This is a genomic window from Mycobacterium sp. 94-17 (genome assembly GCF_035617725.1).
Lineage (GTDB): Bacteria > Actinomycetota > Actinomycetes > Mycobacteriales > Mycobacteriaceae > Mycobacterium.
Genome location: NZ_JAPIYN010000016.1, coordinates 1 through 17,781 on the forward strand (window position 1 = coordinate 1; position 17,781 = coordinate 17,781).

A 17,781-nucleotide genomic window follows, 5' to 3' on the forward strand; every position below is an offset into this window, starting at 1 on the left:
CGCACCCGCAGCACTAACCGCCTAACCACGACAACGAAGAATCACACGACGACGTCGTACACCACGTCCCTGGACTTGACCTCTGTGTGGTGGCTGATGCGCTCAGCATCTACAACCACGAAACACAATGGAGATTAGAGACATGAGTAACGTTCTGTCAGTAGGGGATGCTATCGCGTTGGGTGATCTGCTGACCGCAATTCAGCAGAAGCGGTCGGTACGTTGGGTTGACAGCGAGGACAGCACCGAGATTCGATCCGGTGAGTTGCGGTCCCTGGTGGTCGGGCCGAACAATTTCGCGTTTGCGCCGTGGGGTACTGACGTGCGGGATATGCACGTGTGGGTTACTTCGGGCGGGTTGGAACGGACGTTTCCGGTTGCGCATGCTATCCGCATGATTCCGGCGGGCGGTATGGCGTTTGACTGACGATATGTCTGCATGCGGAGGAAACCACACCAACTACGGGTTGGTGTGGTTTCTGCTGTCTGCAAGGCAGTACAACCACGAAAAAACAATGGAGTGATCAATCATGGGTATTAATCAATGGTTGGAAATGGAGTCGCCGGAGCAGTCCGCCTATGGTTCGGCGGGTGCCCGATTGCTGCAGGGCTACGCGGAGCAGCGTCCCGACGCCGTGTTGTGGACCGCTGAGCAGGGTTGGCGGTGAATCATGGCTTACAACAACCGGTACCGCCGGACTAGCGGCGCGGGTTCCCGGTGGATGGCATTGCGCTACCCGGGGCATTGCAAAGTGTGCGGCGCGGCCATCGCCAAGGGTGACACGGCGTTTTGGGACGCCGGCCGTAAAACGGTGACCTGTCAACGGTTGGATTGCTGCGACGCTGACGGGTTGGCCACCATCAAGCCGTTGACGGGTCCGTGGGACACCCGCACGGATTTGCGGGTGCGGGCGGAGCACCGTATTGGCGAGCCCGCGCCGTATGTGATCGCAACCCGATTCAATTCGGGCGCGACCGTGTATCAGAACTCCCGCGGTCGGTGCGAGGACGCGCCGTGCTGCGGATGCTGCAGCTAAACCGAATTGCGCACGGAGGAAAGCCCGCCAATTTTTTTGTTGGCGGGCTTTCTGCTGTCCGCAAGACAGTACCAACCACGAAAACACCGATTGGAGAACACGAGATGAGCGACATCGATTGGCGTGCGACGCTGACCGAAGCGTTAGAAGCACCGGGCGCGCTGGGCGCGACATACACCCGGTTCTACAACTACAGCTTCCTGAATCAAATCAGGCTGATGATGCAGGGTGTCGCCGAACCGGTGGCCACGTATCGACGCTGGCAGGAACTCGGCAGGCAGGTCCGCAAGGGCAGCAAAGCCAAGACGGTGCTCGCGCCGGTGCTGGTGTCCCGCAAGGACACCGACGAGACTGGCACCGAGCGTAAGCGGCAAATCCTGGTCGGGTTCCGCGGGAGCCGCACAGTGTTCGGCTACTCCGACACCGACGGCGACGAACTCCCGGCGGTCGAGTTGCCCGGTTGGGATGCCGACACCGCGTTGACGGTTCTCGGTGTCGACCGCCGACCGTTCACCATGGCGGACGGCAACACGCAAGGATTCAGCTACCAGGACGACACGGGCAAGCACATCGCGGTCAGCCCGGTCGCCGCTTACCCGGCGAAAACGTTGCTGCACGAGTTGGCGCACCTGATGCTTGGCCACTGCGCCAGCGGCGACGAAACCCACCGCGGCGTCAAAGAATTCGAAGCGGAATCGACCGCCTACCTGGTGGCCAAAGAATTGGGTTTGGTGTCGTGGGATCCGGCCGAGTCCCGGGCCTACATCCAACGGTGGCTCGGTGACACCGAAGTCACCGAGAACAACATCAGTCGGGTGTTCGCGGCGGTCAACAAAATCCTGACCGCCGGCCGACAGACCACCGAGACGATGGCCACCGAGCAGGTAGTCGCCGCCTAACCCCGTTAGCGCTGAGCACAACTCCGACACATCGAACATTGTTCGGTGTGCCGGCTGGTGTCGCTCAGACACCCAACCACGAAAACACAAGATGGAGAACACGACAATGGGTAACACAATGAGCGCAGCCGACCTGCACCGCATCATGCACAACGGTGTGTTGTTCGCCGCGAAAAATGAACACCTCCCGATGATCGAAGCGGTACGGCTGGAATTCAGCACCGACCAGGTGGTGTCGGTGGCGACCGACCGATTCGTCCTCGGTGTCACACGGGCGGACTACAGCGGTGAGGCGTTCACCACCATGATCGACCGCGGCGACGCGGAGCGGCTCGCGAAACTCGCCAAAACCAACGGCAATACAGTCCGCGACGTCAGCATCGAATCGGTGGGCAACACGCTGGTGTTCGTGTTCACCACCGGTGAGTCGGTGACCGTCACCCCGGTCGACCATGAGTTCCCGAAATACCGGCAACTGATCCCCACCGAGCAGCGCGGCGGCGTCGCCGGGCATGTCGCTGTCAACCCGGCATACCTGGCGAAGTTCACCAAAGTGATCACCGAAAACCCGCAACTCACCCTGTCGTTGGGTGCCCCAACCAAGCCGGTCGGGGTGCGGGTCGGCGGCGATTTCGTCGGTCTGATCATGCCGGTACGCGCCGCTGAAACCAGTTGGGACATACCGGCTTGGCTTTGAACGCAACCCCAGCCCACGGCCGAGTCTGTGGGTTGGCTGGTGTGCTCAAACACCAATTCCAACCACGAAAATACGGAGAACGAATTATGCAGAAAATTGTGTCACCCGTGGATGATCCAGACGGCGGCTTCGGGGTCGGGGACCTGGTGCCGGTCGTGTCGGTGCTCGGTGTGGAAGGTGCCCGTCGCTGGCAGTGGATCGCCGACCGGATCCGAGTTAGGTCAGTCCGGTGAGCGGCCACGTGTATGGCGTGCACCTTGCCGGCGGCCAGTACGTCGATTTCGTGTCGCCGCTACCACCGGGAGTCGACGACGGGCAGGTGGCGCGGTGGATCGCCGCCGCGCACGCCGACGCCGTCGAATTCCGCACCGGCCCTGTCTGGCTGCCCGTTTGAGCCCAACCCCAACGCACCGCTTGCCGGTGCGTTGGCTGATGCGCTCAAGCATCACACAACCACGAAAACGAAAACCAGGAGTAGCCATGGAAATTCAGTCACTAGGCCGCGTCATCGGGGCGCTGATCACCAGCATGCTGATCATCACGCTGGCCACAGTGATCTTCCTCGTCATCAACCACTAGCCGAAAAATTAGAAGGGCTGGGCGCTCGGAGTTTGGAGCGCCCAGCCCTGTTTTTCAACCACGAAAAACAGTAAGGAGTCTACCGCAATGAGAAGTAAATGGAACACAACGCTGGACGTGGGGTTGATCTCGCTGCCCGTGCAAACGTTCACCGCCCGCGAGACCGGCGGCACCCAACTCCACCAATACCACGAGGGGTGCGGTGGGGAAGTAGGCCGCCGGGCATGGTGCAAGCAATGCGACCAGGCCGTGGAGTGGGGTTCGATCGTCAAAGGGGTGCAAAACGGTGATGATGTTGTGCTGCTCACCGACGCCGAGTTAGACGACTGCCGCGGTGAGGTCACCGGCTACGAAATTGTGGCCATGGTGCCCGCCGAGCAGATCAGCCCGCTGTGGCTGGACGGTGCCGACTACTTGGTGCCCGACGTGAAACGCGGCAAAACGGCGGTGAAGTCGTACGCGGTGATCCGCGACGCGATGGCGTCGACAGGCCGCGTCGGAGTGGTGCGCTACACGTTCCGCGGGGTGTCTCACATCGCGGTGCTTGGTGTGCACCGCGACGCGGCGACGTTGACGCTGCAACCGTTGGTGTGGGCCGAGCAGTTGCGGCGACCGGACTTCGACGTCCTCACCAAACCCGTTGACGTGTCGGCGAAAGAAGCCCAGTTGGCCCGTCAACTGTTGGACAGCATGTCTGAGGACTTCGATTACGAGTCCTACCGCGACGAGTACGCGCATGCCGTCGCCGACCTTGTCGAGGCGAAAGCCGCCGGCACGGTGCGGGTGTCGACCGGCGACGACACCGCAGAGGCGGAACCCGCCGTCGCTGACCTGCTGGCCCGGCTGGAAGCGTCGATCGCGGCGAAAGATGCTGAGACGGCAGCCAAATCACGTCACCCGTCGACACGTCGCCGCAAGTCCGCCTAACCAGCAACCCACCTCGGAACCCCGCCGACCCCCGATGCGCGTTGGCGGGGTTCCCTTTTCGTTCTCAAGGAAGGAACCACCAACACATGTTCAAACACTCTGCTATTCACCACATCGCCGAGATCCTGATCGTGGCGAACGCGGGCGTGATGGCAGCCGGACTGATCGACCACAGCCACGAGGAGATCTGGGACACCGCCGACATGGTGTTCCTCGCCCTGTTCACTATCGAGCTGGCATGGCGGGTCCGGCAACAACGGTCCGCGTTTTTCCGTGACCCCTGGCTGGTGGCGGACCTCATCATCATCACGGTGGCGTTGCTGCCCTCCGCCGGCAACGGAGTGATGATCGCCCGGGTCGGCAGGCTGGCGCGGGCGGTGCACCTCACCAGACATGTCGGGCATCTCAGGATCGCGGTGTGGCTGGGACGCCACGTCGCCCACCGGATACCCGCATCCGTTTGAGCACAGCCCCAGCACGCAGCCCAGATCTGCGTGTTGGCTGATGCGCTCAACGATAAACACCGGAAAGTTTTGGGGGGAACGCGAGGATGTCGGCCGGTCCCAAGCCTGCTGTCGACAGCAGGACTATTGCAGCCAAGGGCCTCGCGCGCCCGATTCCATTGAAGCACAACGCGTCCTCAAGACCAACGCAGACTTGCGTCGATCCGGCTCAAGCCATCCAAGGCCGGATTTAAGCCTGCTCCGCGCCGGGGATCGGATCGGAAGGATTGGCCAGCGTCGCGGCCAGCAGACTCGATTCCTGCGCTTCCGCCAAAACCCCCAGGAACGTCTCCGGATTGCAGACCACACGCGCACGGAACCTAGTGGCATGCGGATTATCTTGCGCTTTAACCAGATAAGCCGGCTCGCCGCCCGGCGCTAGCCGCTCCACGGTCCGAGGATCGAGTGCGCTGGTTGCGTTGTCGTTCGCGGCGTCGGCGATGGCCTGCGCCCGTTGCATCACAGCTGCCTGCACCTGCGGATGGTCCCTTAACAATGACCGCCACACGTCCTCATTGATGCGGATGAAGCCTAAGCCGTCACCAAGATCGCCACTCAACGGACGTTCGTCTCCGACGTCGTCGATGTCGCCGGCCCCCCACGAGCCCGCGCCTTCGTCAGGCTCGTAGCCGAAGACTTCGCCAGGTGCCTCATAGGGATTGGTCATGGTCTCTCAACGGTATCGGCTATTGAGTGCGCGGAACGGCGGCGACACAACATCGGAGCGACTGATAATTTCTGGTCCGCAGTTTTTCCATTCCGAACCGTGGAAACCCCGACGCGGATAAAGATGGGGTCGAGGCATCGGGCTGCCTTTTTCACGAAATCGGTTCATGTTGAGAAAGAAAGAAAGATGAATCACAAGAATGCAATTCCATGCAAACTTACCGCCGTAGCGTTCGCGGGGTTCGTGGCGGCTTCTCTGTGCCTGGCTCCGTCAGCCAGCGGCGACGTATTCGTGGTGTGCCCTGACGGTCACGAGGGAGTTGTGGGCGGTCACACGTCTTGCGGGTTCGCCGAGAACGTGCGGCGTGCGTTCTACGCAAGCGGAATGAATGACGAAATCGTCGCCTTCTCACCGGCAACACTCGACCGCTACGAGATGACCTGCTTTGGCCATTACCTCGCTAGCTTCACCGACGGCGAACAACACATCTCAACTCACTGCATCGGCGGCGACAACAACAGCGCCGAAGTCGTCATTTGGTAAGGACACCGAGTGAACCCAATCCCTGGTGGTCTCGATTCATAATTTGCCTTGTATGGCCGCGTATAGGACCGATTTCGTGGCACCTTGGATCTTCTTCAGTATTACGCTGGCCCCGGCTTCGAATGTGCCATCGTGACCGCGAGTTACGATCGCCTTGCGCGCCGCGGCGTGTGCTGCCTTCTCCGATGCATGTGGGGGCTGCCATGCGCCTTCGTGGGCAACATCATTGCGGATCTGAATCCAAATGCCGACTTCATCCCATAGCTCATCCTCGGCAGAGTCAGAGGTGTGTATCAGGAGGGCGTAGACCTTCCCCCTTGCCTGCTTGATCGTGTAATTACCTCTACCGCTGGAAAATGGTCGTGGATTGCCGGCTGCATCGGTAATCGGGGTATTCGGAGGCAGAACCTCGTCTGCAATCGCTTCCAGCAGGTTGAAACACCGGAAGAACTGATAATCCCAGCGCGCGTCCCGTACCGCATCGGCGTATAGAGATGCCCAGAGTTGAGCCCTCGGGTTCGCCTGAAGATCGCTCCACAGGCTCTGCAGTGCGTGGACGTTTTCGCCGGAGATGACGCCGCCCATCCAGTTTCCTGTGTAGCCTCTGCCCTCGATCCAAATGCCGCACACCTCGCCAGGGTGTGCCTCCGCCTGTCGACTGACGACGACCCCCAATCAGCCGAGCCGCCGCCCCACGATTCAACGTCATCAAGTCGAGCATGCGCTTGATGACGTTGCTACTGAATTTTCTTGCAGCTTCTGCGGTCCCGGCTTTGACATGGCACTCGATCAGCACTGCTGGCCTGTCCTGCCGCATTTGCTCAACCCACTTGTCCCTGATCAGCGCTTGCTGGAAGCCGCGCTGAGCGAGAATTTCATTCAGCACGATCCGTATGTCGTCGCCAAGAACCGATGTCATTGGGCTAAGGATCATTCCGGGCACGCTTTGCTCTTCGGTGAGAAGGAGATTGTCGGCGATTGCTAACACACAGAATTCCGGCGCATCTTGACTAGCGTCGGGAGCGATAAGCGGGGCGGTGAAGTATTGTCTCCTCAGCGCTTCCACACGTTCTCGCTCGGCTTGGGCTTGTTCACCCTGTATCCAAGTGCCTTCGCCGCCTTCGGGTTTCAGAAAAACCCATCGGACGGGACCAGTTGGGGGAGAGCCAAGAATCGGTGGCCCGACAGTGGACCGGAGGTCTGGGATGGCCGTCGAGTGGCGTTGTGAGGCATGAGCATGATGACGAGGAAGGCCAGAAGCACCACGACCGCGCCTGCGGCAACAATGAATCCGACGCGCTCCCAAGAAAAGTGCGCCTCCACGCCGTCATTTTCCTCAGCTTGCGACCACGCTTGCTGTGGCGCACCCATCGTAGGGTCATCAGGGGCGGGTGACGCCTCGGTGTCGTCGTTCACCCTTTTACTCCTACAGTTTCACCAGGTCGAGCATGCTCGATCACGTTCCACCCGTCGGTGAGTTCTGGTGACGCCACCGTCAGCGAAGTCACCGGCCTGTGGGGCGGGAAGCCCTACAAGCCCAATGCCGTTATCAATGACGGCCACCGCGCCTGTGAACTGCTGGCCCAGAATCCCGACCAGGCCGCGGCCACCCGCAGGCTCCTCGCGGAACACACAGCGGCGGGTGCGGCGGGGGCATTCGATCCAGCGACGGAGTGGACGCGGACGAACGCTGTTGTGGTAGCCGCCTCCGACGTGTACTGCCCTCAATAGTTCCCCGATACGCGGTCGCGGCGGCGGGAAACGAATGACTGTAAAACCGCCGCGACCGCGCTGGGGTGGGATGAGGGGCAACTCGTGACAGGAGGATGCCCTCATCCCACGACCATTACCTACCAAACATCCTGCGACACAAGCTCTTGTCCGACAGCGTCGATCAACAGCGGTGTTTTCCACCGCGCGATACTCGCGTAATCGGTTGTTCCGTACACGCGTTCAGAAACGTGTCGCACCACGCGATCAAGTTCAGCCGCCGACCGACGTCGATCAAAAATCCAGCACACCTCGATGATCGACTTGGCTGCCGCAGCGGCTTCACGCGTTTTGAACGTTGCCACCAGTTCGTTGTCGGCCCGGTTGATCAACGCATACCGCGCATCCCACGGGCAGCGCGGATCACTACTCGCCAAGCGCAAGCCGAAGGTCTTCAGCGTCTTGTCCGCTTTGTCCTTTTGGAACTCATAGGCGACTGCGTCGATCAGCGGCTTGTGTTGACTCGGCACAATACTCGTGTAATCCGTGGTGCCGTAGTCGCGGGTGCAGACCCGGCGAAGTTCGCGATCCAGGTCGACAACCGAAACATGCTCTACGACCATCGACAGTCTTTCTAGGAGCACCTTGCCGAGCGCCGCCGAGCCGAGCGACGGGAAGTCCGCCACGATCGTGTCGTCAGCGTCCCGATCAACCAACGTCGCCTCCTGCGACTGCCCAGACCGCCAAGGCCAGGGGGCCTTGCGGATCGCTAATTGCATGACGCCATCCTCAACTGTATTCATCGTTCAACCTCGTCGAGCATCGACAGGTAGTGTTCCTCCAACGCGCCCAGCTTGTCGTCGGGCTGCCACGACGGATGCATACGGTCGAGCAAATTCTTCTGGAACCTGGCCGCCGCGACATGCACATCGAGGTTGCAGGCCGGGCATCTCGCCGCATCGACGAGCGCATCGTTAAGCGTCGCACCGTGATCCGACACCCCGACAGCGACAAGCCCGAAAAGGATCCGCAGCGCCTTCACCTCCGCCGGCACCGGGCGTTCGCATGTGCACGACAGCGGATCATCGTCCGGCTGATCCCAACTGCCTCGGCGATCCTCGTCCTGTATCCACCCGCCGACTGTGTACACGAGTTCGGCCATCACCCGGCCTCGCAGCGAGTTCGGAGGGCAGCCGATGCGCTCAAGAAATATTGCGAGTTCCTCGGTGTTGTTGACCGCCGCGTGGAGCAAGCGGTGCATCACCAGTTCCGGATCGTCGCTCATCGGCGGAGTTCTTTCGCGACAGCGGTGGCCAGGGCGCTGTAGTCGCCGAGACGCAACTGTTCGATGCTCCGTGTGTGGAAGAGTCCGTCGCACACGGACAACGCCACCTCGTAAACTTCCGCGGCGCTTCGCTTCCCGGCGAACTGGCCAACTGATTCGAGCAGCACCCGGTTCTTGGTGACGTCCGCAGCTGAGCGAAATGATGCCACCACATCATTGGTGTGCACGTCGATCAACGCCCAGGGCGACCACGGGGTGCACCGATAATCCCTGCTGGAAGTTCGCAACCACATGTGGAGTTCAGCCTTGCTTCGTCCGAGAAAATGGACCCGCCGGGGAAACGACCACATTTGCAGGTATGGGGCCGGTGGACGGTGCTTCCTTACCCGCCTCGTATGGCTGGTCAGCTGGGCTCAGTTGGCCGCCAGCGGGCGTCAACCGTTGGCCTGGTGCCAGGACGCTGGCGGACACCTGGCCGGTGCTGGGGTCATAAATTGCATGATCAGCCATTTGGGCTCCTAGTTAATTGCCGCGCCCGAGCGCGAGTTTCGAAATCATGGCGGCTTCCTGCTCGGCGTACAGGCGTGCTGTGTCTGCTGCTTTTCGCTGGCCAGCCAGCATGGTTTCGGCTTGACCGATCCGTCGCCGGTTTTCGGCGGCTTCCGCGGCAGCAGCCCGATCAGCCAACAGTGCCGCCTCGCCGGGGATCGGCTGCCGCTGCGGCGGTGCGGGCTGGCGGCGTGTGGGCATCGACCGGGTCAGACCGTCGTGGTACTGGCGGCGGCACACGTCGCCGCAATAGAAGAGATACGGAGCGTCGCTGCGCAATTCGCGGTGGCAATGGCTGCATGTGTTCATGCTCCGGCTCCTCCAAGAATTGATTCGACGTATGAGCGGGGGATGCGCCACCGGTTGGCGCTGATCTTGACGCCGGGGATTTCACCGCGGCGAAGTTTGACGCGGATAGTGACGGGATGCAGGCGGAGAAGTTTCGCTAGCTCATCGACTTCGAGGAGCGGTGGATAGTCGTGAGCGATCGGCGTCATGGTTACAGTCTGATCCCTGTTTTCCGTTACCGGACAGGGGATTTCGCGGCGTGTCGCTCCGGCTTGTTATACGGAAAACCAGCGCAGGCTGGAAGACGCGAAACCAAATTTTGATTCCGCCGACGTTCCAAGCGAGTCCGTCGCAAACCAACTGTCGCTACCGGTGGTGACCTGTCCGGACTCACGGCCCGCCGGAGACGTGGGAACCCATGCCTCCCATGTCAAGACCCCCCGTTCAGCTACCCGCTGCAGCGGCGCTAAACCCTGCGTGGAAAACCAGATTCCTTTCCGCGTAAGGCCGCCGGCTGGGGAGAGGGGGGTCTTTTTTTGGGGGGTGAGGGGTCTGTCTGCGCGAAGCGACCCTTGCTTGTCACCGAGCGAAGCGAGGCAGTGAGGGACGCGCGGGTGGCAGATACGCCATTGAGGTTGGGGGCGGCTGCTACAGTGATGACAAGCCCCCGCGCTCATCGGATTTGGTTTCGCGATCTTTTCGTCGGCAGCGGGGGTTTCCTTATGCGGTTCTACGCTTTGTTGCGTTGGGGGCCGGAATCGCCGACGGTGTGTAGCTGTGCTTTTGGGGTGCGCCTCACACGTTTAACGTCGGGGTCGGTGAACACCGGCCGGTGATGGCGGGTACCGCAGATCCGGCGATCAATGATTTCGAAATCGGCAACTTCCAGGGCGTCGGCCGCCGCCAGCGCATCAGCATACGTTGCGTGCCAGGAGAATTGAGCGTTCGTTTGACGAGTCGCGGATGACCACCAGACGAGCGCCCAGGGCGGCTCAAGCGGTTTCTCAGGCGGTTTGGGTTTCGATGTCATCATGCCATTTGGATTTGCGTCGCCGCCATCGCCATAGTTCGGATCGGCCAACGATTGTGATCCGTCAGTACTTTATTCACGGTGTGCGCCACCTGGTCTGGTGAGGCGATCCCGTTGTTGTTGTTGACGATCTGGGTTGTGTTGCCGCCCTGCGTGTAACTGCGAGTGTCTCCCGGCGTGGCGCTTTGCATGTGCCCGGCGATTTTCGACGTTGAGTTCAGGTTCGCCTTGTCCTGCATTTTGATCAACCGGCCCGGCAGCGAATCCATGAATTGGCCGAAGCCCGCACCCAAACCACCTGCGGCGAGACCGTCTTTGCCGAAACTGAACGGCGACTGGGTGTTCTGGGCGGCCTCGTAGTCGGAGGTTGATCCGTATCCGGCGGGGGCAGCGCCAGGGGCGTTGGGTTGTGTGTCGTTGGTGTAGGTCCAGCCGGGGTGCCCCGGCTGGTTGAGGGATTCCAGTGTTGCGCCCGGCCCCGGCACCCACTTGCCGCCCATTCCGTCCGAACGGGGAACGGGTGCTGGCGGTTTCGGAGTGGGAACGTTGAGTCCTGGCGCGATCAGGTTGGTGCCGGGGCCGGGCGGAAGCAGCGGCGGCGGCTGAGGGAACGGCAACGATGATGGCCCTGTGACACCCGGGATGGGTGGCCCGTTGTATCCCGGCTTCTTTGGGTCGGGCTGCGACGGGAATTCGGGCACCCAATGACCGTCTTTTTGGGTCCACCGTATGGCTCCGTGGGGCAGCGGCGGCGGGTGTGCGGGGTCGAATGGGGCCGGCCCGGGTGCCGGCGCGGGAGCCGCCGGGGCGGCTGTCGGTGTACTCGGTGGTGTCGACGGGGTGCTGTCGGAGGCGGGGCCGGGCAGCGGCGGGGTGTCGCCGGGCTGCAACCCGACATTGAATCCGTTGAAACCCCTTGTCTGGTTTCGCTGCTCAGCCACGTTTAACCCGAAGCCGAGTAGCCCCATGCCGAGTTTCGATAACCCCCACTCGGTGAACGGCTTACCGAACACGTCGGGGAAACCCAACTGCTGGAAAATGCCTTGCACCAGACCGCGGCCGAGCGCATCAGACATGGATGCGTAGTTCTGGAATTGCCGTCCCTGCTTGGGTGGCTGCGGTGGTCCTTCAGCTTCGTCTAACCGCAAATCCTCGGTGTCTTTGTGTACCGCTTTTCGGGCGTCATCGAGTTGTTTCTTGGCTTCGTCGAGTTTCTTCTTGGCCTCGTCGAGAGCCTTCTTCTCCGGCGAGTTCGCCAGTTGGCCTGGGTCGACGCCGGGGATGTTGATGCCCGCGTAGGCGGTGTTGGCTTGGTCGAACAGGGTCTGGGCGTCGTTCACCGCTTTCTGCAGGTCGGGGATCTTCGCCTGGGTGTCGTTGATGTTCTGCTGCAACTCGTGGAGGCGTTCGTTGTAGCGTTCCACGCCGACAGCCCATCGTTGGGTTTCCGGTGTGTTCGGCATGCCTTGCGGCACACCCCAATCCCCGCCGATAGCTGCTGACGATCCGCCGTTGGATCCGCCGTTGGATCCGCCGAAATCGATGATGCTGCCCGGTGCACCACCACCACCACCACCACCGCCACCACCGCCGCCGGGGCCGGGGGAGGTGCCCGGCCCGAACGGTGCACCGGGGCTGACTTGCCCGCCCGCGGCGGGGGCACCAGGGGCTGAACCCGCCACCGGGGAAGATCCGGCCTGCCATTTACCGGACTGCATCGCGTAGTCTTCCAGCAGCGGCGAGGCACCCGGGGCCATCGCCACATGCACGTGGTCGCGGTGACCGTCCAGTGTTGCCGCGTCATACACCGGTGTGGATTGTTTGATGTCACGGACCCGCTGGCCCTTAAAGATGTTGTCGCCGGGATCCCAGCCGGGACCGGCGTGGATCAACTCAAGGATCGAGCCGCCATAGTTGTCGGCCATGTAGTGGGCGAACGCCGCTTCCTCCGCTGTGCCAACACCATTGGAGAAGTCACCCGCCTCACCTTTGTCGTGGTAGCCGCCGTCGTCTTGATGGGTGCCATGCCCTGAACGGCCGGCGGTGAGTTTCAACCCGTACTTGTGGGCGATCTGCTCGATCCCCAAAATTTCGGCGTCCACGCCCTGATCGTCGTCACCGGAATGCGACGCCGCCCAGTCCGCCGAACCGGTACCGCCTCCGCCACCGGCGAACCCGGGGATGTGGTGCAAACCGGTGGGGTGACCACCACCGCACAGCCCACACGGACCGCCACCCGCAAAGTGCGCGAAGTGCTTGTCCAGGTTGGCGGTGTCAGGCCCGGCCGCGGTTTTGGGGGTAGAGCCGAACCACGCCTTGCCGCCTTTGGCGTAGCCGCCGAGACCGGCGAGCAGTGCCGCCGCGTTCTCGCGGCCGGGCAGACCGGCACCCCAGTCCGATCCGCTCGGGTTGGCTTTGAGGATGCGGGCGGCCACAACGGCCTGCTGCTGAGGGCTGGCTTGATTCGGGGTCGGCGCAAACTCTTGGCCGCCGTGCGCATTCCACGTCTTCGGTGTGATCTGGAACAACCCTTGGGCTTCGTTGCCGCCCGTGTTCGCATCCACATAGCCGTGCTGCACGATATTCGCCTGACCGCTCGACTCACGCCGGATCAGGTGCGCCCAGTCCGGGTTCGGTGACGTCCAACTGCCGTCAGCGTTTTGCACCAGAGGGACACCCCCACCGAGGGGGCCCTGCGACGCTGACGCCGCGGTAGCGCGCGGACCGAACACCGGTGTGGGCAGGAACAGACTGCTGCTGCCCACACCGCGCGGGTCGGAGCGGGGGAGTTCCAGCCCCATGCCGGACAGCAAGCCGCGGCCGAGACCGGACAGCATCGCGATCAGTTTCCCCGAGAAGCTGCCTTCCCCGCCGGAATCGTAGGCTTTCACCTTCGCGCCCTGATGCAGCGCGTTCCGCATCGAATACACCGCGGACTGGCCGCCCATCAAATCAACATCGTCGGCGGTCAATACATGCTCACCCGGCGCGACGAACGCCAACACCCCATCCCGGCCGGGTGTGGTGCCCGGCAGCCACGGAATGCCACCGGTTTCCAACCCGGGAATCCCCCCGCCGAACATGTGGCCCGGCAGGCCCGGCCCCTGCAACGGCGCGGACGGCACCGGGGTGACCGGCACCGCCACCGGGGCCGGATCGTTCGGGAAAATGTCGGTCAAACTGTTAGCGTCACGCCCGTCCGCGGTCTGCGGCTGCAGCCTGACCCCGTTCGGCTTGGACTGGGCACCGATGTGCTCATCCCACCAGTTCTCCCAGTTCTTCTTCGCATCATCGGAACTGATCCCCGCCGCCGGGTTACCGGGGAACGAAACACCCGTCACATAGCCGGCGTCGTTGGTGTCCAGTCGGATACCCAACGCCGCCAACTTGTTCGTGACGTCCTGCTGCTGCGCGGCGTCCCCCTGCAAAAGCATCGACGGCTTCTCGGGGGAACCGAAATTACCGGCCGCGTTCTGCAACGCATTGAACGCGGGAACCGTTTTCCCGTTGATCGATTCAGCGAACGCCTCATTGACCGCCTCCGCCGCCGCGAAATCCCCGATCAGCCCGTGCAGCCCCGACGCCAGCTTCGGGAACGTGTTGACAGCGAAATCATCCAACTGGGTTTTCGCTTCGCCGAGAACATTCCCGAAACTGAACTGCCCCAACCTGTTTAACCCCTCGTGCACCTTGTCCAACGCGTCCGCGAACTTGTCCATGCCGGGCACCCCAGCCCAGTCCAAAACCTTCGCCAACGGGGTCATCACATCCAACACGGTGTCCATCACCTGACGGAACATCCACTTGAACGCATCAACGAACTTCCCGGCCATCGCGGTCACACCCACGAACACCCGCGCCGCCGCCACCATCACCTGCCCGAACACCACAATGAACTCTTCACCCCACCGCGCGATCTTCACCTGGTTGTCTTTCAGCCAGTCACTGACATGACCGGAGGCCTCAGTCAACGCTTTCGCCATCGCCGTCCCGACCGGGGCGAGGCCCGCCGACAACTGCTGCCCCAACCGTTCAAACGCCTGCCCCAAAGTGATGGTCTTCTCCACCGACTCACCCAGATCGGCACCCACATTCTGCAAATGGGCGTGCAACCCATCCGTGGCCAACATGCCGCGGGAGATGATCTCCTCAATCAGCAACGCGGTGTTCGGGGTGATCCCCACCCCTTTCAAAATGTCGATCGCGCCCGCCTTATTGCCGGCATGCTCCAACGCCAACACCGACGAAATCACCGCGTTCAAGCCTTCACTGACCGACTTGTAGGTGCCCTTCTCCACCTGCTGAGACAACTTGTCGGCCAACTCGTTCAGGGCGAAAGGCAACCGCATGCCCTTCTCACCCTCCTGCGACATCAACCCAAACAACGCCGCCGTGTCCTGCGCGTCGAACCCGAAGTCACGCATCGCCGGGCCGGTCCGGATCATCTCATCGGTCAACATGTTGATGTCGATGCCCGTCGACCGAGCCGTATTAGCCAACATCGTCAGGGTTTCATTCGCCTGCCCGGCCGGGATCTGCCACGCGTTGATAACACCCGCGAACTTCTGCTCATCAATGTGACCAACGAGTTCTTCCGCCTCAGCGAACGTGGTCGTCAACTCCCGCAAATGGGTGAGATCCAAACCCTTAATGTTCTGATTCAACCGGCCGATCGACTCGGCCACATCGCTGAAACGCACCACCGCGCCAGACGCCATGATGTCCCGCACCGCGGCGGACAACACCTCAATATGCTCAGTGTCGACCGTGCTCGACGCCAAAGTCCGCGTCAACTCCTGATACTGGGCACCCACCTCCAAAATCGTGTCCGCCACCGGCGCGAACGTATCCTTAAACTCATCAAACACCCCGAACAACGGCGGGAACGCCTTCTCCACCAACCCCAACACCGGCACAAACGACTTCAACAAATTAAACGGAGCCTCCAACGCCGTACGCGCACCCTCCTCAAAAACGTTGAAAGTCCCCATGATGTCAGGCATTTCACCCTTCACCATCGACTGGAAACCACCCACCAACGCATGCGCAGCATCCTCACCCACTTTTCCGAACGCCGCGATTTCCTTCTTGACGTTCCTAGAGAACTCGAAAACCGCGGTAGCCCCCGCCAACGCGGCACCAATCTTCACCTTCCCCATCCACGACGACATCATTTCGTCCGACGCTTGCTGCGTCTCCTTCGAAAACCCGTAAAACGCAGCCCCCATGTGGCCACCCATTTGGCGGGTGGTTTCGATCAGAGCCTTCGAAGCAGCAACAGCTTTCGCGGACACGTCCTCCATGACGGGCACAATGTCGCGATACTTAGCGTTGAATTCCCGAACATACGAGCCGCCCGCCGCAGCACCGATCCGACCCATATGCGAAGCCACCACAGACTCCGCCGGCAGCAGATGCGCGAGGATCTTCTGCCCGGCCGACGCGCCCAGACCAGCGCTCAAACCCTCAGCCATCGACGCACCGATCCGCGCTACCGCTGGCCGAAGCGCCTCACCAGCAGCCGATTCGAACTCCTTCGCGTAGAGGCGCGCGCCCTCACGAGCCGCGTCTCTTAAAATTTCTTGGCTCCCTGCCAAGCTGGGGATAACGGAGACAAATAGGCTTGTCAACTCTTGTGGCACACCGGCAGTCGGGAAGGTCATCGTGCCATCTCCTCAAACTCATGACGCTCTACGTCGCTATGAGTGAATATCTGGTTGGATAGTTCCAGTCGTGCTAGCGCGGCGTCCTCTTTTGAATCGAAAAAGCCGCCGTGGTAGTGCTTTCCGTTGTGCCAGAGGCGGGCCTCCCACTTCTCGCGCCGCCGATCCCAATAGACTCCACGGATGCCACTGGTGGTGTTGTTGCAAGCCGGGCCGCGCCTGTTCTGCTCGTTCTGGCTGTGCGTAACAGGCCGAAGATGAGCGGGCCTTACACAACGTTCGTTGTGGCACCGGTGATCACATAGCAGATGTGAGTACATCGGCCAAAAAAGACCCAGCGCGATTTGAAGTGAGTAACGATGCGCCAGCACGTGCCGGCCGTTAGCGTAGAACTGACCGCGACCGTCATTGGCGGCTCCCGTCCATAGCCAGCAACGGGTTTGGAGCCTGTCGTGTATGGGTCCGTTCTTGTCCACGTATGACCAGAATCGCGCGGTGTCGTCGCCGAGGATGCGTTCTGGTTCCGCTTCGCCTGGGTCGCCGCGATTCAACTTTCGGCGGTAATGCATGTCGCAGTAACCGGGATCTTTGGTTGTGCGTGGGGGTTTCGGGCAGCCGTCAACGAGGCAGGTTTCCGGTGGGGGTGGTGGTTCCCAGAGGGGGTCGCCGTGGTTTCTCCACCGTCCGTAGTGGGTGGCGCACCAGCCTTTAGCGTTGTTGGGTTTGCCGCAGTTGGGGATTGAGCAGAGTCCTGTGGGGGATGGTGGTGTCCGGAGTGTGTGGAGTGGGTCGCCGTGGGCCTTAAAGCGTTGGTAATGTTTCCCGCACCAGCCGCGTCTGTCTGTAATCGGCTTTCCGCAGGGTTCCCCGTTTTCGACGATGACGCAAGCCTGCGGTCGGGGCAGTTTCTCAAGTTGGCCGCTGTTGCGTAGTTGGTGGTAATGCCGCCCGCAGTAGCCACGGGCGAGATGCGGCCTGTCGCATCGCACGCCGTTCTCTTCGACGGTGCACGTCTTGGCGTTCATCCGATTTTCACCGGGCTTTCGCCGTGTTCGGCGGTTTCGCGGTAGAGGCTGATGGCGCGTCGGAGGACGGCGTGTTTGCTTCGGTCTTCGGCGCGGGCGATGGCGTCGATCTCGGCGATGAAGTCGATGGGGAGTCCGACTGTTGACCAATGGCGGTTCATGGATATCTACGCTAAAGGGGTTTGCCGTATAACAACTCGGTGCAACACGCCGTCGAATGCAATTGCGGCTTAAGCACTTCGGTGCCAGTCGGCTGGCATTAGGGGCTGGTTGAGTTTGCGCTGAACGGTTACGCAACCTCTTCGGAAAATCGGCACTCGCGTAAATATATTTTGGTTTGGGTAAACCCGTAGTGCCGTCACTGGATGTGTGCGATATT

General features: G+C 61.6%; 23 protein-coding genes. 11 read left to right on the forward strand and 12 right to left on the reverse strand.

What is annotated here, in order from left to right; all coding sequences use genetic code 11:
- Positions 1 to 142: 142 nt before the first annotated feature.
- The 8 genes from OQ789_RS18115 (at position 143) to OQ789_RS18150 (ending at position 4,603) form a co-directional block, all read left to right on the forward strand.
- The gene (locus OQ789_RS18115) at positions 143 to 427 is read left to right on the forward strand and encodes a hypothetical protein (protein ID WP_324687445.1); all 285 of its coding nucleotides are present in this window, start codon (positions 143 to 145) and stop codon (positions 425 to 427) included.
- Positions 428 to 530: 103 nt separating this feature from the next.
- Positions 531 to 668 (forward strand): hypothetical protein, encoded by a 138-nt coding sequence (locus OQ789_RS18120; protein WP_324687447.1) that lies wholly within the window; start codon positions 531 to 533, stop codon positions 666 to 668.
- Positions 669 to 1,141: 473 nt separating this feature from the next.
- Positions 1,142 to 1,936, forward strand: a complete 795-nt coding sequence (locus tag OQ789_RS18125; protein ID WP_324687448.1) for an ArdC family protein — start codon at positions 1,142 to 1,144, stop codon at positions 1,934 to 1,936.
- 118 nt (positions 1,937 to 2,054) lie between these two features.
- The gene (locus OQ789_RS18130) at positions 2,055 to 2,633 is read left to right on the forward strand and encodes a hypothetical protein (RefSeq protein WP_324687449.1); all 579 of its coding nucleotides are present in this window, start codon (positions 2,055 to 2,057) and stop codon (positions 2,631 to 2,633) included.
- A 107-nt stretch (positions 2,634 to 2,740) separates the two neighbouring features.
- Positions 2,741 to 2,866, forward strand: coding sequence for a hypothetical protein (locus OQ789_RS18135; RefSeq protein WP_324687450.1), 126 nt, complete (start codon positions 2,741 to 2,743; stop codon positions 2,864 to 2,866).
- The gene (locus tag OQ789_RS18140; protein ID WP_324687451.1) at positions 2,863 to 3,027 is read left to right on the forward strand and encodes a hypothetical protein; all 165 of its coding nucleotides are present in this window, start codon (positions 2,863 to 2,865) and stop codon (positions 3,025 to 3,027) included. Before OQ789_RS18135 ends, OQ789_RS18140 begins: the two co-directional genes overlap by 4 nt.
- A 272-nt stretch (positions 3,028 to 3,299) precedes the next feature.
- Complete coding sequence (locus tag OQ789_RS18145; protein ID WP_324687452.1) at positions 3,300 to 4,139, forward strand: Ku protein; 840 nt, start codon at positions 3,300 to 3,302, stop codon at positions 4,137 to 4,139.
- 86 nt (positions 4,140 to 4,225) lie between these two features.
- The gene (locus OQ789_RS18150; RefSeq protein ID WP_324687453.1) at positions 4,226 to 4,603 is read left to right on the forward strand and encodes an ion transporter; all 378 of its coding nucleotides are present in this window, start codon (positions 4,226 to 4,228) and stop codon (positions 4,601 to 4,603) included.
- Positions 4,604 to 4,832: 229 nt separating this feature from the next.
- On the opposite strand, the gene OQ789_RS18155 is transcribed toward OQ789_RS18150, so the two are convergent.
- A complete protein-coding gene (locus tag OQ789_RS18155) occupies positions 4,833 to 5,309 on the reverse strand; it encodes a hypothetical protein (protein ID WP_324687454.1) in 477 nt (158 codons plus the stop codon).
- 186 nt (positions 5,310 to 5,495) lie between these two features.
- Here OQ789_RS18155 and OQ789_RS18160 point away from each other — a divergent pair, with 186 nt between their 5' ends.
- Complete coding sequence (locus OQ789_RS18160; protein ID WP_324687455.1) at positions 5,496 to 5,852, forward strand: hypothetical protein; 357 nt, start codon at positions 5,496 to 5,498, stop codon at positions 5,850 to 5,852.
- A gap of 36 nt (positions 5,853 to 5,888) precedes the next feature.
- On the opposite strand, the gene OQ789_RS18165 is transcribed toward OQ789_RS18160, so the two are convergent.
- Complete coding sequence (locus OQ789_RS18165) at positions 5,889 to 6,437, reverse strand: hypothetical protein (RefSeq protein WP_324687456.1); 549 nt, start codon at positions 6,435 to 6,437, stop codon at positions 5,889 to 5,891.
- Between the two features lie 34 nt (positions 6,438 to 6,471).
- Between OQ789_RS18165 and OQ789_RS18170 the strand changes: the two genes are divergently transcribed.
- Positions 6,472 to 6,837: a hypothetical protein gene (locus OQ789_RS18170; RefSeq protein ID WP_324687457.1), complete on the forward strand. Its 366-nt coding sequence runs from the start codon at positions 6,472 to 6,474 to the stop codon at positions 6,835 to 6,837.
- Positions 6,838 to 6,980: 143 nt separating this feature from the next.
- Here OQ789_RS18170 and OQ789_RS18175 read toward each other — a convergent pair whose 3' ends face one another.
- Positions 6,981 to 7,268 (reverse strand): hypothetical protein, encoded by a 288-nt coding sequence (locus tag OQ789_RS18175; RefSeq protein ID WP_324687458.1) that lies wholly within the window; start codon positions 7,266 to 7,268, stop codon positions 6,981 to 6,983.
- 57 nt (positions 7,269 to 7,325) lie between these two features.
- Here OQ789_RS18175 and OQ789_RS18180 point away from each other — a divergent pair, with 57 nt between their 5' ends.
- Positions 7,326 to 7,583, forward strand: a complete 258-nt coding sequence (locus OQ789_RS18180; RefSeq protein WP_324687459.1) for a DUF732 domain-containing protein — start codon at positions 7,326 to 7,328, stop codon at positions 7,581 to 7,583.
- A 119-nt stretch (positions 7,584 to 7,702) separates the two neighbouring features.
- On the opposite strand, the gene OQ789_RS18185 is transcribed toward OQ789_RS18180, so the two are convergent.
- The 9 genes from OQ789_RS18185 to OQ789_RS18220 all read right to left on the reverse strand — a co-directional run bounded on the left by OQ789_RS18185 (position 7,703) and on the right by OQ789_RS18220 (position 17,563).
- On the reverse strand, positions 7,703 to 8,341 hold the full coding sequence (locus OQ789_RS18185) for a hypothetical protein (RefSeq protein ID WP_324687460.1): 639 nt from the start codon (positions 8,339 to 8,341) through the stop codon (positions 7,703 to 7,705).
- A 20-nt stretch (positions 8,342 to 8,361) separates the two neighbouring features.
- Positions 8,362 to 8,847: a hypothetical protein gene (locus OQ789_RS18190; protein WP_324687461.1), complete on the reverse strand. Its 486-nt coding sequence runs from the start codon at positions 8,845 to 8,847 to the stop codon at positions 8,362 to 8,364.
- Complete coding sequence (locus OQ789_RS18195) at positions 8,844 to 9,083, reverse strand: hypothetical protein (RefSeq protein WP_324687462.1); 240 nt, start codon at positions 9,081 to 9,083, stop codon at positions 8,844 to 8,846. Before OQ789_RS18195 ends, OQ789_RS18190 begins: the two co-directional genes overlap by 4 nt.
- A 286-nt stretch (positions 9,084 to 9,369) precedes the next feature.
- Positions 9,370 to 9,705, reverse strand: coding sequence for a hypothetical protein (locus OQ789_RS18200; protein WP_324687464.1), 336 nt, complete (start codon positions 9,703 to 9,705; stop codon positions 9,370 to 9,372).
- Entirely contained in the window at positions 9,702 to 9,893 is a 192-nt protein-coding gene (locus OQ789_RS18205) for a helix-turn-helix domain-containing protein (protein WP_324687465.1), read from the reverse strand. Before OQ789_RS18205 ends, OQ789_RS18200 begins: the two co-directional genes overlap by 4 nt.
- A gap of 521 nt (positions 9,894 to 10,414) precedes the next feature.
- The gene (locus tag OQ789_RS18210; RefSeq protein ID WP_324687466.1) at positions 10,415 to 10,765 is read right to left on the reverse strand and encodes a hypothetical protein; all 351 of its coding nucleotides are present in this window, start codon (positions 10,763 to 10,765) and stop codon (positions 10,415 to 10,417) included.
- Entirely contained in the window at positions 10,714 to 16,377 is a 5,664-nt protein-coding gene (locus tag OQ789_RS18215; protein ID WP_324687467.1) for a transglycosylase family protein, read from the reverse strand. Before OQ789_RS18215 ends, OQ789_RS18210 begins: the two co-directional genes overlap by 52 nt.
- Positions 16,374 to 17,402, reverse strand: coding sequence for an HNH endonuclease (locus OQ789_RS26030; RefSeq protein ID WP_420716146.1), 1,029 nt, complete (start codon positions 17,400 to 17,402; stop codon positions 16,374 to 16,376). The genes OQ789_RS18215 and OQ789_RS26030 overlap by 4 nt, the downstream gene beginning before the upstream one ends.
- The gene (locus OQ789_RS18220; protein ID WP_324687469.1) at positions 17,399 to 17,563 is read right to left on the reverse strand and encodes a CopG family ribbon-helix-helix protein; all 165 of its coding nucleotides are present in this window, start codon (positions 17,561 to 17,563) and stop codon (positions 17,399 to 17,401) included. The genes OQ789_RS26030 and OQ789_RS18220 overlap by 4 nt, the downstream gene beginning before the upstream one ends.
- Positions 17,564 to 17,781 lie beyond the last annotated feature (218 nt).

Bases quoted from the DNA above. Each gene is read 5' to 3' on its own strand.
- OQ789_RS18115 (WP_324687445.1), top strand. From the start codon at position 143: ATGAGTAACGTTCTGTCAGTAGGGGATGCTATCGCGTTGGGTGATCTG.
- OQ789_RS18120 (WP_324687447.1), top strand. From the start codon at position 531: ATGGGTATTAATCAATGGTTGGAAATGGAGTCGCCGGAGCAGTCCGCC.
- OQ789_RS18125 (WP_324687448.1), top strand. From the start codon at position 1,142: ATGAGCGACATCGATTGGCGTGCGACGCTGACCGAAGCGTTAGAAGCA.
- OQ789_RS18130 (WP_324687449.1), top strand. From the start codon at position 2,055: ATGAGCGCAGCCGACCTGCACCGCATCATGCACAACGGTGTGTTGTTC.
- OQ789_RS18145 (WP_324687452.1), top strand. From the start codon at position 3,300: ATGAGAAGTAAATGGAACACAACGCTGGACGTGGGGTTGATCTCGCTG.
- OQ789_RS18150 (WP_324687453.1), top strand. From the start codon at position 4,226: ATGTTCAAACACTCTGCTATTCACCACATCGCCGAGATCCTGATCGTG.
- OQ789_RS18155 (WP_324687454.1), bottom strand. From the start codon at position 5,309: ATGACCAATCCCTATGAGGCACCTGGCGAAGTCTTCGGCTACGAGCCT.
- OQ789_RS18160 (WP_324687455.1), top strand. From the start codon at position 5,496: ATGAATCACAAGAATGCAATTCCATGCAAACTTACCGCCGTAGCGTTC.
- OQ789_RS18165 (WP_324687456.1), bottom strand. From the start codon at position 6,437: ATGGGCGGCGTCATCTCCGGCGAAAACGTCCACGCACTGCAGAGCCTG.
- OQ789_RS18170 (WP_324687457.1), top strand. From the start codon at position 6,472: ATGCCGCACACCTCGCCAGGGTGTGCCTCCGCCTGTCGACTGACGACG.
- OQ789_RS18185 (WP_324687460.1), bottom strand. From the start codon at position 8,341: ATGCAATTAGCGATCCGCAAGGCCCCCTGGCCTTGGCGGTCTGGGCAG.
- OQ789_RS18190 (WP_324687461.1), bottom strand. From the start codon at position 8,847: ATGAGCGACGATCCGGAACTGGTGATGCACCGCTTGCTCCACGCGGCG.
- OQ789_RS18200 (WP_324687464.1), bottom strand. From the start codon at position 9,705: ATGAACACATGCAGCCATTGCCACCGCGAATTGCGCAGCGACGCTCCG.
- OQ789_RS18205 (WP_324687465.1), bottom strand. From the start codon at position 9,893: ATGACGCCGATCGCTCACGACTATCCACCGCTCCTCGAAGTCGATGAG.
- OQ789_RS18215 (WP_324687467.1), bottom strand. From the start codon at position 16,377: ATGACCTTCCCGACTGCCGGTGTGCCACAAGAGTTGACAAGCCTATTT.
- OQ789_RS26030 (WP_420716146.1), bottom strand. From the start codon at position 17,402: ATGAACGCCAAGACGTGCACCGTCGAAGAGAACGGCGTGCGATGCGAC.
- OQ789_RS18220 (WP_324687469.1), bottom strand. From the start codon at position 17,563: ATGAACCGCCATTGGTCAACAGTCGGACTCCCCATCGACTTCATCGCC.